Here is a 17,689-nt window from a genome sequence, read left to right on the forward strand (position 1 = left end):
AAGCAAATGTGTTTAATATTCAGTATTTTGGCTAGTGATAAAAAAGTAATTCTGTTATATAAAAGTCCTGCATGATATACATATTAGTCCAAGGAGTGAAGGTAATGGTCATTTAATAATTGTTTATAAGGTTGAATGTCTAATAATTTTGGGGCTGAAGTCACTAAAAATAATAATTTGATTTGAAATTAATGCTTAAGTAAATTTTATATTTAAGCTTTTAGGTTATTTGATGGAGTGCCTTTTTAAAAAGTTTAAATTCTTAAAAAAGAGCATAAAACTTAGTTAAATATAAGTAAATTAAAAATTACTTAAAGTAAAGTTTCTTGAAGTTAGGTTTTTAGGTAGGGGTATTTCGAAAATTGAGTAGAGAATGAGGGGATTTGAGAGAAATAAAATGTTTAGGAAAACAGGTGAAAAATAATTCAGGTAAAAAGTATTGAAAGTTAGATGAAAAAAGTAAAAAAGGCATTTAATAAATTAAACGAAAGGTGGAGTTAAATTATGAAATACTTATTAAGAATGACCAGAGAAGTTTATAGTTGTTTTGTAGGACCTTCTGGAGAGGTACTGGAGAGGTCAGTTGGTAACATAGCCAAGAGAGGATTAGATAAAAAAAGAGAGGACTATCTAAAAAGATATATAGATTTAGTTTTGAATAGTAAAATAGTTTCTGAGACTAGTAAGATCTACATTAGAAGCAGTCTTCCATCAGTTGCTTCTGTAATAACTAATTATAATGATATGGTGGGTGACTCAGAAACAATTAATATAAAAACTGCACAATCACAAATTGACTACGATACTCGTAAACTGGCTAGGTACTTTGAAGATACGATGATAAATAAAATTTTGACTAGTTCTTCTTGTGATTTAAATGTTTATGAGAAACAATTTAACTTAGCCTATGCTGATTATTCAAAGAAAAATAAGATGCTAACTGATAATTTAGTTTTAAAGATACCTAGAGTTGATGTCAAGGACACTTGTTCTGAGGAGCAGTTTAGTGAAATTATGAGTATAATAGCACCCTACTTCAAAAAAAGCATACACTATGTAGAAAGCAACCTTCCAGAGTCAGTAGGGTACTTACTTTACCTAATGACTTCGCCAATTTCAAATTTAACATTTGAGGATAAAGAGAGGTATGAATTAATTAAAAATATGATTGACTAATTTGAGTCAGTTTGAAAACTAGTTAATAATTGCAGTTACTTGTTAAGAGTGATTGTAATTTTTTTGTTTTGAACTAAGTAGTTAGTATTGTTAGTCTATTTTACGGCTAGTTGTGATTTATAGTTATATAGAGTTTATAAAGGTGTAGCTTTAGAGTAATGATTAAAAGGTTATAAATTGTGCTTATAAAGATTTGAAAAATAATAAATAAATGTTTATAAATTATACTTGACCATTAGAAACAATTCTGGTATTCTCATCCAAATAAATTAAGTGTTGGAGGTTTTTAAATGAGAGAATACGCATATGGAAGGGTTAGCAGTAAGGAACAGAATCTTGATAGGCAGCTGGTAGAGCTAGAAAAATATGTTGATGCAAGATATATTTTTACAGATAAATTAAGCGGTAAGGATATGGACAGACCTCAGTATCAATTACTTAGGAAGGTAGCACAAAGTGGAGATACAATCTATATTAAGTCACTGGATAGGCTTGGTAGAAATAAGATACAGATAAAACAAGAGTTAGAATATTTTAAGACAGAAGGCGTAAGAGTTAAAATATTAGACATACCAACGACTATGATGGAGCTACAAGAGGGTCAAGACTGGTTAATTGATATGATTAATAATCTACTGCTGGAGGTTCTAAGTACAATGGCAGAGCAAGAGAGAACAAATATTAGGTCGAGACAAGCTGAAGGTATTGCAATTTTAAAAGCAAAGAACGGTGGTAAGGGAGTTGGTAGACCTGCTGCAAGTTATCCAAGCAATTGGAGTGAAGTATACAAGAAATGGAAAAGTGAGGATATTACTGCTGTTAAGTGTATGGAGAAATTAGGAATTAAAAGGAATACTTTTTATAAGCTAGCTAAAAAATATGAGAAAGGTATTTAGATACCTTCGGAATGTATATATAATGGAAAATGGTGAATTATCAGCTTCAATTAAAGATAAGTAATTACCCGGATAGAATAACAGATTAAGAGATTTTAAATGATAGCATTGAACAATAATAAAGAGAGACCACATTAAGTGGGATTACACAAAATAAATATGTTGAAATTAATGAGAGTACTTCAATTATAATTGAGGTACTCTTTTTAGTGTGCCAGGCATGGCAATTAACTAGGTGGTGAAAGTCCACTGTGGGGGTCTGTAGTTACCAACCACTAGCTGAAGACAAGGTATCCACCGTGAGGTGTGAGCTGAAGGAAGTCCTAGGCAAAGTTCCGACCCAAGGAATACGAACATTTTCAGGCAACTATTTGGGGATGAGTCTGCTAAACAAGATAAAGTCCGATAACTACATAGACGAATAGGTGTAAAGAATGTGGGTGCATGGAATGAAAGTGAATTGTCTTACCCTGGGATATCTCATGGACATGCAGAGATGAATTTCAAAACATGGTCGAAAACGGTTTATCATGAGAAGTCAGCAGAGGTCATAGTACCAGATATTGTTAACGATATTTGGGAAGGACTGAACATTAGGAGGTGAAAGTAAATGAAAGTTACTAATGAAGAAATTAAATACAGCCAACTTCAAATTAATTTTGAAGGCTCTAGGCAAGAGGATAATGCGGAACATGAAAGCAATGCAGGAGCGTATGCTTCTTTAAAGATAACTGAAAACAACATCACCAATGGATTCGTGGTAAATGACAGATTGTTAGAGAAAATTATGGATAAGGAAAATGTAAGAGTTGCCTTAAAACGAGTTATTTCAAATAAAGGAAGCCATGGAATAGATGGGATGAAAGTCGATGAACTTCGTGCTTATCTCAACGAAAATTGGATTACTTTGAAACAATCAGTCATGGACGGGAAATTCCGTCCCAATCCCGCTCGGAGAGTGGAAATACTTAAAGAAGACGGGATTAAGAAAAGAAAGTTAGGAATACCAACTACAGTTGATAGAGTTATCCAACAAGCAATTGCGCAGATTTTAAGCCCTAAGTATGAAGTCCAATTTTCAGATAGCAGTTACGGATTTAGACCAAATCGAAGTGCGCAGCAAGCCATACGGAAATGCCAACAGTATATCCAAGAAGGTTATAACTACGCAGTAGATATGGATTTAGAAAAGTATTTCGATACAATCGACCATAGCAAACTTATTGAAATCCTATCTAGGACAATTAAGGATGGAAGAGTAATCTCACTTATCCATAAATATCTTAGGGCTGGAGTAGTAATAGGAGGCACCTTTGAAGAAACAATTGAGGGTGTTATGCAAGGTGGACCACTCAGCCCGCTTCTTGGGAATGTTATGTTAAATGAATTAGACAAAGTATTAGAGGCTAGAGGACACCGATTTGCAAGGTATGCAGATGACATTATGATTTATTGTAAAAGTAAAAGAAGTGCAATGCGTATTATGGATAACACTGTATCATTTGTGGAAAAGAAACTATTTCTAAAAGTAAATAGAGAAAAGACGAAGGTAGACCTAGTATGGAAGTTAAAGTTCCTTGGATTTTCATTTTACAAAACCAAGGGTGAAGTTAGGGTGAGAATACATCCAAAGTCTATTATCAAGATGAGAGCCAAAATTAAGGTTCTTACAGGGAGAAGTTATGGATTAAGTAATGAAGAAAGACCAACAAAGTTAAGACGTTACATTATGGGATGGATTAACTATTTTAAGATTGCAGACATAAAATCATTACTTAAAACAGTGGACAAATGGATGCGACGACGAATTCGAATGGTTTATTGGAAGCAATGGAAGAGAGTTAGAACTAGATTTAGTAAATTAATTTCGCTTGGCATTGGGAAAAGTAAAGCATGGGAATACGCAAACACAAGAAAAGGCTACTGGAGAATCTCCAAAAGCCCAATCATGAGTCGCACATTAACAAACAATGATTTAAAGGAACATAACTACATATTCTTTTCAGAGTATTATAGCCACGTTAAACCGTAAACTAGTGAAACGCCTTATACCGAACGGTACGTAGGGTGTTGTGAGAGGGGCGAAACATTTTAATTGTTAGCCTCTACTCGATTATGTAAATTCATGTATGGTGATTAGACTTTATGGATTTGGTATATGGAGTTTATAGGTAATAATAAATAAAAATTGAACATAATGAGGGTTGACGGGTTCAAATAAAAATATTTAAAATGCGGGAAAAACTATTGATTTCATAGGCTTTAGAAGGCGTGTTAATTTAGCTAAATCACTTATTATCAGAATAAATGGTTATAGTAAAGTATAATACATCGTTGTTATAAATAGTTTATAAACTTTATGGAAAAGGTAAATTTCAAAATACTCTATTCAAATGTTTTTTATTAATTAACTGTAACACAATAGGAGTAGTTTACATATAGTATATAGAACATAGTTATTAACACATGCTAATTAATAGTTCAAATATTAATATTTAAGTGGGGTGGAGGTTTATGGCAGTATTAAATGTTAGCATTACAGAAGAGTCTGGGGCAAAGCTAGAGGAAATATCTAAAAAAGTGTTTGAAAATAGAAAAGGAGCTACAATTGAAGCATTACTTGAAGCAGGATGTTTTTCATATAACGGTGAATTGATAGAGTATTCTGAGATAGTTGGGATGCCCATATTAAATTTGAACAGATTAAAGTATCGAGGGGGTACAGGGAGTATTAGAACAACATTCAGAAAAAATTTTGGAACGCTACCCTTTAGATATAAAAAGAGCTTGTTTACTTTACTGTATATATTGTGTCATGCTAAGGATCCCCAAAAACGACTTATGTTTAATGAAGTATTTCTAGGAGTAAACGAAAATATATCATTAAATTATACAAACGCTGAATTAGAAAGAATAGATCCTAAACACTGCGCCAATATGGGAGTCTATATAAATATCAAAGGTAGAATCGGTAGTGTTCCTATTAGAGAATATGTTGGTCAGAATAGGCGTGATGCGTTGACTGATCCAAAATCATTAATATGGATTTCTAAATTTGAACGTTTAGTTACAGATAGATTTTATGAGCATGGGAAGCAAACAATTTATACAGAAATACTGAAAGCACTAAATATTGAAGATAGAACAGCAGTACAATTAGATTATAAAGATATAGAAGATCTTATAGTATATTTTAAAAAAGAACTTATTACTAAACATCTTAAAATTTGAATTAGATTAATGAAGTTGAAATTGTTGACATGAATAATATAGGAGAGACAAGAACAAATGAAATTATAAAGCAAAATATAATGTTGTTTAAATGTTATGACATAATGATTAAAACATATTTTTTGAATTCAAATAATATACATTAAAAGTATTAAATTAATGGGAGGTAAATGGATGCAAATATATTTTTCTACGTTTTTAGAATCAAATAATATAAAAGGTATTATCAATAAGAAGCTTAGTAAATTAGATAAATTTTTTGAGGCATCATATGGTAATTATGGTAATAGGTGTCATTTAAAGGATAAAGATTTAGAAGCACACTCTGCTACAGAAAGTGGAAAATTAATTATTAAAAAATATGCTTATGCACATTTTATTGTAAATAATAATGATTTGTTTATTTCAAATAGAGTATCACAATCTGGTGGCAAGATTTGTACAACAGAAACATTTGATACCTTTTATGATAGTATACCTGGTGCTTCACAAAATATTAAGGATAGAAGTGGTAAAAAGGTTACAGAAGATAATGTTGATTTAATTATAGCTGGAATTATGATTGATTATGCTGAAATGTTAAGAAAAGTTTATGTTACAAAATAATTAATGCTAAGCAAACTGTGAATTAAATGTTGGAGTAAATTAAGGCAATTAAATGACTAGTTGGAATAGAGACGGACATTACCTGTTGAAGGTGAATGTACGTCTTTTTTGTTTCTAAGTGATTAATTCTGCTTTATGGGGGCTAGTAAAAATATCAAATAATACAATTATTTAAAAAATGGGATTATAAGATTAATAATAGGCATTGTTAATTTATACGGTATGCATTGCAATCAACTGAAGAGTTCAAAAAAGTAGTGATAGTGTTTTAAAAAAAGTTAAACAACGTATGAGAAAAGAGCTGTAAGCATGGGCAGTTTTAGGGCCTATGCTATGTAAAACATCATTGTTTGTATAACGTAGTGAAAATAAAATACGAAGGAGTTTTCGCTATGGTAAAAAAACACAATTATGGTATGTTTTATAATGCCGATCAAACTATTAAAAACGAGGAAGAGGCTAAAGAAAAAAATGTTGATATTGAAAAGTTGATACAGATTCAAACTGAGATATTAATGAATAAATACAATACATCTTGTATTGATGTAAAACAGTTACAGAAAGAATTAAATGTTGGACAATCCAACATTTATGAAATGTTGAAGAAGGAGGAATTACCAGTTAGAACCATTGGAAGGCGTAAAGTGATTCCTGTTATTGCATTGGCGACTTACTTAATAACAGGGGCCGCTATCAAAAAATAAATTAGCTCTTGACTATTGGCTTTATCAGCGTTCCAATCATATAAAAATATATAAAAAAAGGGGATATACCAACATGGCAAAAAATAAGAAAAAAGAAAAACGTGGGTTATATGGTGAGGGTAGTGTATACAAAATGAAGGATGGACGTTACGGTGCTGCTGCAAGTTTGCCTAAAGGTGAAGATGGAAAAAGAAATAGAAAGACCTTCACTGGTAAAAGTGAAGAAGATGTATTAATAAAAATGCGTGCGTTCTTAGAAGAGGAAAATTTTGTAGACAATGTAGAAACTGAGATTGACAGTAAACCACAGATTAACAGTGAAACTTTGGTTAAGGATTTTGTAAAAGAATTTAAGTTGTCAGGTCTTTGGGGAAAATCACAAATTTCAACACGAACCTACGAAAACTATGAGTATAGCTTAAATCACTTTGAGAAATACTTTGAGGGGAAATCAATAGGTTTAATTGATACTCAGAGTATAAATGGCTTTTTTAGATACATGGAAAAAATTGATAAAGGCGAAGGCGATTATAAATATTCTCAGGTAACTCTTGAGCGAATTGAGAATATTGTGGGGCGCATGTTTGAACGGGGTTGTGAATATGAATACATTACAATCAATCCTTTTAAGAAGAGAGATTATAGCAAACCAAAATCTAAAAAATTTCAAAATAAAGTGATTGGACTCACTAAGGAGGAAGTTCAACTAGCTTATAAGGTTTTAGAAAATAACCAGCTTATCTTTCCTATATTTCAGTTAATGATGAATACAGGTATGAGGACACAGGAGGTACTTGGATTGAAGTGGGAATATGTTAATTTAGATAAAGGCATAATTCAGGTAAGGAGAGCTATCACGCTTGAGTTAACGTATGATGACAATGGAAACAAGTTAGATAGTAAAACTGTATTAAGCACTACAAAAAAAGGTACCGGCGACAGAGATATCAGAATTTCCGAAGCAATTGTTAATGTTCTTAAGAAATGGAAAAAAGAAGCACCTCAAATTAGTAAGACCGGTGTTGAAGATGAGGATTATGTATTTGGTAATACAAGAAATGGAAATTGGACCTACAGTGGGTTGAGAATTACCATTAACAGATATATTAAACGTAATAGTAATGAATTAAAAGGACTTTGTCTACATCGAGTGCGACATACTGTAGCAACAATGTTAGCCGAGAATGGAGCTACGGGAATTGAAATTATGAAATGTATGGGACATAAAAAACATGAAACATCCATGAAATATATAAATGAAGTGTCTACAAAAATTGCTGAAACCAATAAAGAACTAATAGAAAAATGTTTAGGTGAAATGCTAACTTTAAAGTAAAAAAGGATATTGGCTACAAAATTGGCTACAAAGTTAAAAATTCAGCACAAAATATACAATAAAACTGTATATTTAGAGAGTATAATAATGATATATATAGTGAAAGTATTAATTTAAAACTGATAATGAAAAATGCCTTTAGGCACTATATTTCAAGGCTTTGTATATAATTTGCTATGTAAAAAATGTATTGAATATTTACTTTTTTTAGTATATAATAAATTGTATAAGGGGATGTAGCTCAGCTGGGAGAGTACTTGGATGGCATTCAAGGGGTCGTGGGTTCGAGTCCCATTATCTCCACCAAAAGGACTGCTGTATAGCGAGTCCTTTTTAATTTATAGGATTATTTTCAATCTAAAAATATTGGGGGTATAAGATATGACCACACAGGTAATTATTGTACTTATTCTTTCATTTGTTATTTCAGTTATAGCAACGCTGGCATATGCTGTAAGAATTGTGGGAGTAAGAACAAGGAGAATAGCAGTTTCGTTTGCTGTATTTAATATTTTTGCATTGGTATCTAGAACCGCATATACAATACAAGCACCATTATTAAGTAAAACCATTGAAAATGGAATAAAACAGGGAACAGCAGCAAATATGCTAGGTACTTTTAGATGGATTTTAATAGCGCAAACTATAGCAACAATTACAGGGGCTCTTTTAATTCCAACATTTATAAAGGTTTTTAGTAAGGCGGTGGAGTCTTTTAGTACCCATCGTTCTATGCCTAGGCTTTTATTACATGGATTTTCTAAATCAGGGATAGAACAATTTAAGAAAAGTATTACTAAACCACAAAAGGAAAATTTTAAACAACTAAAGAGTCTTAGAAAGATACCTAAGAAAATAATCCTTTTAAATCTGATAGCTTTTTCAATTTCGACGGTAGGTGTATTAGCAGCGTTGTATGCTGGTTGTTTAAACCCAGAATTAAGAACTACTTGCATTACATTATCTTCTGTTATAAATGGAATGGCAACATTAATACTATTTATATTTGTAGATCCGTATGTTTCTATGTTAACTGATGATGTTATAAGGGGAGAGTGTTTAGAACTAGAATTTGATAGATGTATAATTTTTATAGTAGGTGCATTAATAACTGGCACTATGTTAGCACAATTATTGTTAGTTCCAGCAGCAAAAATAATAGGATTTATTGCAACAAGTATATAGAGATGTGACAGGCACATGTAAAATAATAATTAAATTGACATATATAAAAAGATGTGTAATAATATGCATATTAAATAAATTGGGGGTTTTATTGTGGAAAATATTCAAAAACAAAAGGTAGGGGCAGGTATACTAACAATATCAATTATCCATTTCGTTATGAATGGTATTGGACTATTGGGGCTTTTAGCAGCAATCGCCATGAAAGATGCAATTAATGAAGCGGCAAAAACTCAAATAACAACTTCTGTATTAGTTATTAGTCTTGTATTCATAGCAATCATAACTTTAGCTGTTATTTTAATTTTAATGAAAAAATCAATAGGTATATACATTTATTTTATTGTTCAAGGGATCAACATAGTATATGCAATTGTAGTTAATGGTTTTAGCCCTATGCAAATTATATCAATTGTATTGCCCGTATTAATGGGAATATTTGTTTGGAAGAAAAAAGAAGTTTTTGGCCTTGGAGCTAAAGCTGAAAATATAAGTTTATAATTATGATAAAAGTGATTCCTGTTCTTTTTACAGGAGTCATTTTTGTACATCCAACTTATAATAATATTTTCATTTTAAAGTTATAATTAAAAAAAATTTAATTCGTAATTCTATTTAGATTTACTGCTTTTAATGTTTAAGGAGGGTATTTTTTCATGAAAAAAATTTTTACAAATAGAAATTCTCAGGTGCGATCTGGTTTTAAAATAGCTACAACCTTCGGTTCGGCTTTTATTGCAAATTTTATAATTTCTATGATCATTGTGATTTTACTTGCTATTATTATGATTTCAACAAAAAAAGTAGCTGCACCTGATTTACAAAAGTACCTTACTGACTTAACAGCTACAAATACTGGTTTTATTATTTTTATGGGGATAATTCAATGTATATGTATGATACTAGCTGTTTGGTTGTTTTGGAAATTATTCGATAAAAAACCTATAAGGGAAATTGGACTTATTAACATAAAGAGGGGCTATAAAGATTTATTTAAAGGATTGTTATTTGGTTCAGTTTCGATGACTTTAGTTTTTATAATTTTACTTACTAGTAAGAATATATCGCTTAAGACTCCACTTAGTAGCCCCAATTTTAATATATCATTATTAGCCTGGTTAGTTATGTTTATTTTAGTGGGGATAAATGAAGAATTGTTTTCAAGAGGTTACTGTATGACTGTACTTAAACAAACAGGCAATAAGTGGGTTGTTGTTATTGTTTCATCAATTATTTTTTCATTAATGCATTCTTTAAATCCTAGTATGAGTATTATTAGTTATTTAAATCTTTTTTTAGTTGCTATACTATTTGCCTATATGTTCCTTAAATCAAATAATCTATGGTTACCTATAGGCTATCACATTACGTGGAATTACTTTCAAGGAAATATATTTGGTTTTGAAGTTAGTGGACTAGCCACAGATAGCTTATATAAATTAAATACACCTGTAAAAAATATTATAACCGGTGGGGCATTTGGTCCGGAAGGTGGGCTTGTTGTTACCTTTATTATAATGTTAGGGTTTATTTATATGTGGAAGATTTACAAACCACAGTTAATAGAGGTTGATAATCAAGCAGAAAGCATAAATAAAAATTTAGAGCAAGAAGTAAGGTCGTAGTATTTGCTCTTAATAATTTAAGAACTTCAAAGGTACAAAAAAAACTCGCTGTATAGCGAGTTTTTTTGTTGTCAAAGAAATTCTCGGTTGTATACTTCCTCATACACTTTTAGTGTATTACTAGCAGTATTTTGCCAAGAAAATTCACTGGCTCTTTTAAGTCCTTTAATACTAAGTTCTTCTCTTAAACTTTCGTTACTTAGGAGATTCCCTATGGCAAAAGATATCTCTGATATGTTATAAGGATTTATTAAAATTCCGGCATCACCTACTACTTCCGGAATTGAGGTTAGGTTAGAAGCTATTACAGGGGCGCCACAGCTCATTGCCTCTAGAGGAGGCAGCCCAAAGCCTTCGTAAAAAGAGGGGTATACAAAAGCATCACAACCGTTATAGAAAATAGGCAAATGTTCTTCTGGAACAAACCCAGTAAAAATAACCTTAGACTCTATTTTAAGTTCACTTGTAAGTTTTATGAGTGTTTGACTAGAATCTTTATAGCCACCTACAATAACTAAATTATATTCTTTGTTTAAATCTTTATATATAGTGGAAAAAGCAGTTATAACAGAAGCCACATTTTTTCTCTCACTAAAGCCACCGAGGTAAAGTATAAATGGTTTTTCTAAATTATATATATCTTTTAGAAAAGTCCTACAGAAAAGTTTATCTAAGGGGGTGTACTTTTTATCAGCAGCTAGTGGAGTTACAAAAATTTTATTCTCATCTATGGGGAAAAATTTCAAAATATCCAGTTTTGAAAATTCAGAGACAGTTATTATTCCATCGGAACCTTCTATAATTAAAGGCATTTCTTTTAAAAATTTCAGTAAATATCCCTTGCCTACTGTTTCGGGCATAATGTATGGAATTAAATCATGTATAGTGACTATTTTTTTGCAAGAAATTTCCGACGAAAAGCCTATACCGTTTTGTGGCATATGATATATGTCTATGTTTTCCATGCCTATATTTTCAGGGAAATAGTGGTCTTCAAAAAAACGTTGGTGTCTTTTGGAGGTCATTACTATTTTGCAGTTTTCTTTTTTTAGGCTCTCGTAATTACTACCTGACCAAAAAATATGGTAGTTGTTTATAGTATCTATGTTAATTAAATTTTTAAGCACATTTTCGGTATAGGTGGCTATACCGGTGCCACTATAAAAATTGATACCTCTAGCATCAAGCGCAATCCTCATGGGTACACTCCTTAATATTATTATAAAACAATAAAAAAAGATAATATATATTAATATACTATTTCGACTTAAAAAGTGTGCTATTTGTATAAATATAAATGAGAACAAATTATTCACTAAGTTCATATAATGAAATAGAAGAATATTTCGGAGGCATGCATTTGGATACACAAGAATTAAAGGAATTAATACAAGATAAATATTCTCTTTTTATTAATGATATTGAGAAAATAAAAAATGTCTACAGAATAGAGACTGATAACGGGATGTTTTGCCTTAAAATCATTAATTATGACTTTAAGCATTTTTTATTTATTGTTGGTGCAATAAAACATTTACAGAACAGTGGTTTTGAAAATATACCGCGAATTATTGAAACTATTGATAACAAAGAGTATATAGCTGTCCATAATAAATATGCTTATTTAACACCTTGGCTCAGCGCAAGAGAGTGTAATTATGATAATCCTGTAGAAATAAAATTATGCGCTTTAAAGCTTGCACAGCTTCATATAAAGAGCTTAAATTTCAAGGTTACTCCTGATATGAAACCAAGAATTGCATGGCTTAAATGGATAGAAACTTTTAAAACCAGAAGGAGTGAAATACTAGATTTCAAAAGAAGAATAGGCGAAAAAGAATTCAAAACGGAATTTGATATAAATTATCAAGCAATGATGGAGGAGGAGTTATTAAGAAGTGATAGATCCATATGTAATTTATGTAAAAGCGAATATGTAAGCAAGATGAAAGAAGAAATTAAACATAGGGGATTATGTCATCATGATTATGCTCACCATAATGTATTAATAGAAAAAAATGGAGAAGTAAGTATTATTGATTTTGATTATTGCATCTTAGACACTCATTTACATGATTTAAGTAGTCTTTTAATAAGAAGAATGAAAAATGGTAAATGGAACCTTGAAAATGCACTTTTTATAATGGACACATACAATGAAACAAATGCAATTTATAAAAGTGACATAAATATAATGGCTGGGTTTATGGAATTTCCTCAGGAATATTGGCAAATAGGAATTCAATACTATTGGGAAAAAAAGAATTGGGGGGAAGAGTTCTTCTTAAAGAAGCTTCAAAAAATAGAAGAGGATAGAGTGGATAGGCAAATTTTTATTGATGAATTTAGAAAAATAAAATATGGGAGGTAGTATTGTGGGAAAAAATAGAGAGGATATATATATGGATGAGAGTGAAATTGACATAATGGAGCCTCAAGATGCTACTGTAGAAGAATATGATATGGAACTTGAGAGGATGGAAGAAGAAGTTAAAAAACTAAAAAAAATAAAAAAGAGACAAAAGAAAATTAAAGAGCTAGAGTTTGAACAAAGAGAGATATTAAGGAAAATGGAAAAAACCAATAAAAAAAGCAGATAGCCTTGGCTAATGTATAGCAGTTTAATAATAGATTTGATTAGAGGTGATGCCAGTGGCAATAAGCATCTATAATGAATTTTCTGATTATATGATATCTAAAGGCATTAGAAATGTAGATGTGTTGAACTTTGAACCGGAAGATATAGATATTGATATACCTGAAGAATTAGTGATAAATCAGTTTCGTGCTATTTATGCTTTTCATGAAAAATCTTTGGGGTTTAATGGGTATTTAAGAAATAAATTAAATAACAATACAGGGAAGATTATAGAGGAATATAAATTATATATCAAAAGGCTGGATAAGGACATAAATAAAATTAAAAGGGACGGACCTAAGAATTCTTTTGAACAATTAATTATTAAACACGGAAGTGAAGTTATAAATAGAGGGGAAGAGTGCATAAGAGTAGCATATCATTCGGATTATATAGAAATCATAAAAAGAAGTATGAGACGAGTAGAAGTATGCCTTGGCAATACAGATTTTAAAAATCTTCAAAACAATGAATTTACTTATGTGGTTAGTTTTGAAGATTGTAGTTATAATATGGTGGAAATGGATTGTTTTCTTTTACTTAGTAGATTAAAGAGAAAGGGCGTGAATCTTGATTTTAAGAAGCTTTCTAATGAATTCTGTCATATTGAAGGACTTGGGGATGCCAGTTCAAAATTTATAATAGCTTTAATTTCTTATCCATATGAATTTATGAGGTGTTGTAATAGATATAGAGAAGGTAAAAAAAAGTGGCATTGTGATAGATTTTCTGAGAAACTTATAAAAGCTTTAATTCAAGATGGAGATTCTTTAATTTAAATTATTATATTATAAAAAAATTAGAGGTTTAGTTATGAGGTGAAAATATGTTAGACGTAAGATATAAAGATAAGGCTTATTTAAGTAAATATGATTTAGATGTAAATTTATTTAGTAAATTTGATTTATTGGTAAGTGATGTTATTCCGGTAAGAAAAGTATTTATACTTAATACTGATAAAGGTGATAAGGTTTTAAAAAAAGTTAGTTATAGTACGGGGGAACTTGAGTTTATTAATTATGGTATTGAGTATATAAGAAACAATAATTTTAATAGGATAATAGAGTTTGAAAAGACAAAAAACAAACTTATATATGTACCTTGGAAAGATGAAATATATTGTATTATGAATTTATTAGAAGGCAGAGAGTGTGAGTATAGTAGCCCAGTGGATTTAATGCTAGCATCGTCAGCGCTAGCAGAGTTTCATAGGGCATCAAATGGAATTATAAATGAAGAGGAATTTCAGAAGTTACTTAAAAAGAATCAAAAGCGGTACTTATGCGGTAAAGTAATAGAAAATTATAATAAAAAATTAAGGGAACTTAAATTTTTTAAAAGGTTAGTAACTTTATATGAAAACAAAAATGAATTTGATAGAATTTTTTTGGAAAATGTAAAATATTATGAAAAAAATATTTTAAAAAGTATAGAAATTTTAGAAAACTCTGACTATTTTAATTTATGCCATGAAAAAGAAAAGGTAGTATTTTGTCACCACGATTTAGCACATCATAATATACTTATCCATAATGAGGAGGTATATTTTTTAGACTTTGATTATTCGATTGTAGATTTAAAGGTACACGATATTTGTAATTTTATAAATAAGGCTATTAAGAATTTTGGCTATGATATAGAAAAATGTCATAGTATTTTAAGTGAATATACCAAAGTAAAAAAGTTAGATCAAAGGGAACTAAAAGTTCTGTACGGTATGCTTAGTTTTCCTGAGGATTTTTATAGTGTATCTAAAGATTATTATACAAGGAAAAAACTGTGGAGTGAAGAAATATTCATAAACAGATTAAAGAAGAAAGTGGAATATAGGGAGGATAGAGAGGAGTTCTTAGAAGGCTTTAAAAACTACTATAATTGCTAGTTAAAATCCCCACAAGGTGTAGCTAACACCCTGTGGGGATTTTAATTATTTATTTAACAATATATTTTTATAAGCAGCTAGAGTGTCTTTAGCTGTACCTTCCCAAGTTAGCTCAGATGCTCTTTTTAATCCTTTAGTTATAAGCGACTGCCTTAAGGAATTATCATGGAGTGCATTATACATTTTTTCACTAAGGTCATTAACATCATAGGGATTTACAAGTAAAGTTGAATCCTTAACTATTTCGGGAATAGATGTTACATTAGAAGCAATCACGGGTACTCCACAAGCCATTGCTTCTATTGGTGGAAGTCCAAAACCTTCATAAAAAGAAGGATATACAAAAAGCTCACAGGCATTATATAGAAAGGGAATATGGTCCATAGATATAAAGCCGGGGAAAATCACATTACTTTCAATATGCAGCTCTTCTGCTCTTTTTTTATATATATCATAGGATTTACCTTTACTACCTGCAATTACGAGCTTCATATCCTTTTTTAGTTTTGGTAGGAGTAAGCTAAAGGAATTAAGTAGTCCAAGTATATTTTTCCTAGGACTAAAGCCACCAACATATAGGATATAGTCTCCTGTAATGGAGTAGTTTTTTTGGATAATAGATTTGCTAAGGACTTTATCATAAGGCTTATAGATATCCTCACTAGCTAAATAAGTAACATAGATTTTCTCCCTTGGAAAGTTAAAAGCTTTAATAATATCTTCTTTGGAATATTCTGATACTGTAATTATTCCGTCGCATAAGGGGATAATATCTGGTAATTTTTCGTTGAAAATCTTAAGATATTGTTCGCCAACGGTTTCTGGCATTTTATAGGGGATAACATCATGTAATGTAATAACAAAGGGGCAGTTTTTATCTTTAGGGAGGCCTATTCCATTTTGAGGAACATGGTATATGTCCATAGACTTGTCTATTAACTTGTTACAGACAGTTACTTCATTCCAGAAATTATTCTGATTATACTTCGCAATATTTTCAATGCGAAAATTTTTTTGAAAAGGTATGGTGAGTTTATGGTCTTCTGGTACGAAAAGTAAATAATCATTATAATTGTCTATTTTATTTAAAGAGTGAATTAGTTGGTAACAATAAGTTCCTATACCAGTTCCCCTATACCATTTTGCAGCCCTAGCATCAATTCCGATTTTCATTTTAAGACTCCTTAAGCACTGATTAATATATTAATATACTTCATTATATTAAAAGAGTGAATAAATGTTATTAAAACCTATAAGAATTTATTCTAAAATAAAATATTTGTAATATAAATTATAGAGGGGGGTGAGTAACATGATGAGAGAATTTGAAATTGAGAGACAATATGGTATCAAAATAGAAAGTATACGTCCTAATAAGGGAGTGTATTTTTTGAAGACTGATGATGGAATTAAATGTCTAAAGAAAATCAATTATGGAACACAAAAACTTTTGTTTGTATACGGCGCCAAAGAACATCTTGCAAAGAATGGATTTGACAAGGTGGATAGATATTTTTTAAATACTGAAGGAAACCCTTACGCGTTAGTTAATGAAGATATTTATACGCTATCGACTTGGATAGATGGTAGAGAATGTGATTTTCATATTGAAGAAGAATTAATTTCAGCAGCAAAAAATTTAGCTTATATGCATATTGCATCTAAGGGGTATGAACCACCAGAAAATAGTAAGTTAAAAACAGATCTTGGAAGATGGCCTCATTTAATGGAAAAAAGAATAAAGTCCTTTGATAAAATGAAGGGAATGATTAGAAAAAAGAAAAATTTTAAAACAGATTTCGATATGAATTATATTAAGAGTGTGGATGACCAAAAGGAGCTAGGCAAAAGAGCTATGGCTATACTTGATGATTCTAGATACTTTGATATATGTAGGCAAACAGAAGAAGAAAAAGGATTTTGCCACCATGATTACACTTATCATAATATTATTATTGATAAAAATAATGATGTTAATATAATTGATTTCGATTATTGTAAAAGAGAAGTAAAAGCATATGATTTATCTAATTTTTTAATAAAAGTGCTTAAAAAGCAGGATTGGGACATAAAATACGTCCAAATGATATTAGAGGCATATAGCAGTGTAAATCCTCTATTAGAAGAAGAATATAGACTCATATATGCATTCTTAATGTTCCCACAAAGGTATTGGAGACTTTGCAATAGATACTATTACAATGAAGTTACATGGATTCAAAATTCCTTTAACAAGAAGATGGAGGAGTTAATTTCTGAAAAAGAGAAGTATATGGTATTTATTGAAGAATATAAGAAGGTATTTAACCAGAGGTAATATAAAGTATGCTATATAAAAAATTATGTAGATATAATGTTTACATAATTTTTTTTGGCTTTCACCTATTAGATATATTTTCATACTATATAA

17 protein-coding genes and 1 tRNA gene are annotated in these 17,689 nt (G+C 30.4%); 16 read left to right on the top strand and 2 right to left on the bottom strand.

Annotated features, from left to right (window positions below; translation table 11 throughout):
• Positions 1 to 504 precede the first annotated feature (504 nt).
• The 11 genes from ACREWB_RS04185 to ACREWB_RS04235 all read left to right on the top strand — a co-directional run bounded on the left by ACREWB_RS04185 (position 505) and on the right by ACREWB_RS04235 (position 10,759).
• Entirely contained in the window at positions 505 to 1,176 is a 672-nt protein-coding gene (locus ACREWB_RS04185) for a hypothetical protein (protein ID WP_431546221.1), read from the top strand.
• Between the two features lie 290 nt (positions 1,177 to 1,466).
• Positions 1,467 to 2,072, top strand: coding sequence for a recombinase family protein (locus ACREWB_RS04190; protein ID WP_431546222.1), 606 nt, complete (start codon positions 1,467 to 1,469; stop codon positions 2,070 to 2,072).
• A gap of 610 nt (positions 2,073 to 2,682) precedes the next feature.
• The gene (gene ltrA / locus ACREWB_RS04195) at positions 2,683 to 4,104 is read left to right on the top strand and encodes a group II intron reverse transcriptase/maturase (RefSeq protein WP_431546223.1); all 1,422 of its coding nucleotides are present in this window, start codon (positions 2,683 to 2,685) and stop codon (positions 4,102 to 4,104) included.
• Positions 4,105 to 4,586: 482 nt separating this feature from the next.
• Positions 4,587 to 5,303 carry a hypothetical protein gene (locus tag ACREWB_RS04200; RefSeq protein WP_431546224.1) on the top strand — a complete coding sequence of 239 codons (717 nt, stop codon included), beginning with the start codon at positions 4,587 to 4,589 and terminating at the stop codon, positions 5,301 to 5,303.
• Positions 5,304 to 5,477: 174 nt separating this feature from the next.
• Positions 5,478 to 5,909, top strand: a complete 432-nt coding sequence (locus ACREWB_RS04205; RefSeq protein WP_431546225.1) for a hypothetical protein — start codon at positions 5,478 to 5,480, stop codon at positions 5,907 to 5,909.
• A 392-nt stretch (positions 5,910 to 6,301) separates the two neighbouring features.
• Entirely contained in the window at positions 6,302 to 6,613 is a 312-nt protein-coding gene (locus tag ACREWB_RS04210) for a helix-turn-helix domain-containing protein (RefSeq protein ID WP_431546226.1), read from the top strand.
• A gap of 73 nt (positions 6,614 to 6,686) precedes the next feature.
• Complete coding sequence (locus tag ACREWB_RS04215; RefSeq protein WP_431546227.1) at positions 6,687 to 7,949, top strand: tyrosine-type recombinase/integrase; 1,263 nt, start codon at positions 6,687 to 6,689, stop codon at positions 7,947 to 7,949.
• A gap of 230 nt (positions 7,950 to 8,179) precedes the next feature.
• Positions 8,180 to 8,255: transfer RNA gene (locus tag ACREWB_RS04220), tRNA-Ala, on the top strand.
• Positions 8,256 to 8,330: 75 nt separating this feature from the next.
• Complete coding sequence (locus tag ACREWB_RS04225; RefSeq protein ID WP_431546228.1) at positions 8,331 to 9,134, top strand: lipid II flippase Amj family protein; 804 nt, start codon at positions 8,331 to 8,333, stop codon at positions 9,132 to 9,134.
• 93 nt (positions 9,135 to 9,227) lie between these two features.
• Entirely contained in the window at positions 9,228 to 9,635 is a 408-nt protein-coding gene (locus ACREWB_RS04230) for a hypothetical protein (RefSeq protein WP_431546229.1), read from the top strand.
• A 155-nt stretch (positions 9,636 to 9,790) separates the two neighbouring features.
• Complete coding sequence (locus ACREWB_RS04235) at positions 9,791 to 10,759, top strand: CPBP family intramembrane glutamic endopeptidase (RefSeq protein WP_431546230.1); 969 nt, start codon at positions 9,791 to 9,793, stop codon at positions 10,757 to 10,759.
• Between the two features lie 71 nt (positions 10,760 to 10,830).
• On the opposite strand, the gene ACREWB_RS04240 is transcribed toward ACREWB_RS04235, so the two are convergent.
• A complete protein-coding gene (locus tag ACREWB_RS04240; RefSeq protein ID WP_431546231.1) occupies positions 10,831 to 11,958 on the bottom strand; it encodes a glycosyltransferase family 4 protein in 1,128 nt (375 codons plus the stop codon).
• A gap of 161 nt (positions 11,959 to 12,119) precedes the next feature.
• Between ACREWB_RS04240 and ACREWB_RS04245 the strand changes: the two genes are divergently transcribed.
• The 4 genes from ACREWB_RS04245 to ACREWB_RS04260 are packed head-to-tail and all read left to right on the top strand — an operon-like array spanning position 12,120 to position 15,279.
• The gene (locus ACREWB_RS04245; RefSeq protein WP_431546232.1) at positions 12,120 to 13,130 is read left to right on the top strand and encodes a CotS family spore coat protein; all 1,011 of its coding nucleotides are present in this window, start codon (positions 12,120 to 12,122) and stop codon (positions 13,128 to 13,130) included.
• Between the two features lie 4 nt (positions 13,131 to 13,134).
• A complete protein-coding gene (locus tag ACREWB_RS04250; protein WP_431546234.1) occupies positions 13,135 to 13,359 on the top strand; it encodes a hypothetical protein in 225 nt (74 codons plus the stop codon).
• 52 nt (positions 13,360 to 13,411) lie between these two features.
• Complete coding sequence (locus ACREWB_RS04255; protein WP_431546235.1) at positions 13,412 to 14,176, top strand: hypothetical protein; 765 nt, start codon at positions 13,412 to 13,414, stop codon at positions 14,174 to 14,176.
• Between the two features lie 47 nt (positions 14,177 to 14,223).
• Positions 14,224 to 15,279, top strand: coding sequence for a CotS family spore coat protein (locus ACREWB_RS04260; protein ID WP_431546236.1), 1,056 nt, complete (start codon positions 14,224 to 14,226; stop codon positions 15,277 to 15,279).
• 45 nt (positions 15,280 to 15,324) lie between these two features.
• Here ACREWB_RS04260 and ACREWB_RS04265 read toward each other — a convergent pair whose 3' ends face one another.
• Entirely contained in the window at positions 15,325 to 16,452 is a 1,128-nt protein-coding gene (locus ACREWB_RS04265; protein ID WP_431546237.1) for a glycosyltransferase family 4 protein, read from the bottom strand.
• 139 nt (positions 16,453 to 16,591) lie between these two features.
• On the opposite strand from ACREWB_RS04265, the gene ACREWB_RS04270 reads away from it, so the two are divergent.
• Positions 16,592 to 17,596: a CotS family spore coat protein gene (locus tag ACREWB_RS04270; protein WP_431546238.1), complete on the top strand. Its 1,005-nt coding sequence runs from the start codon at positions 16,592 to 16,594 to the stop codon at positions 17,594 to 17,596.
• Positions 17,597 to 17,689: the final 93 nt, after the last annotated feature.

This window comes from Clostridium sp., from assembly GCF_050717635.1.
Lineage (GTDB): Bacteria > Bacillota > Clostridia > Clostridiales > Clostridiaceae > Clostridium_AD.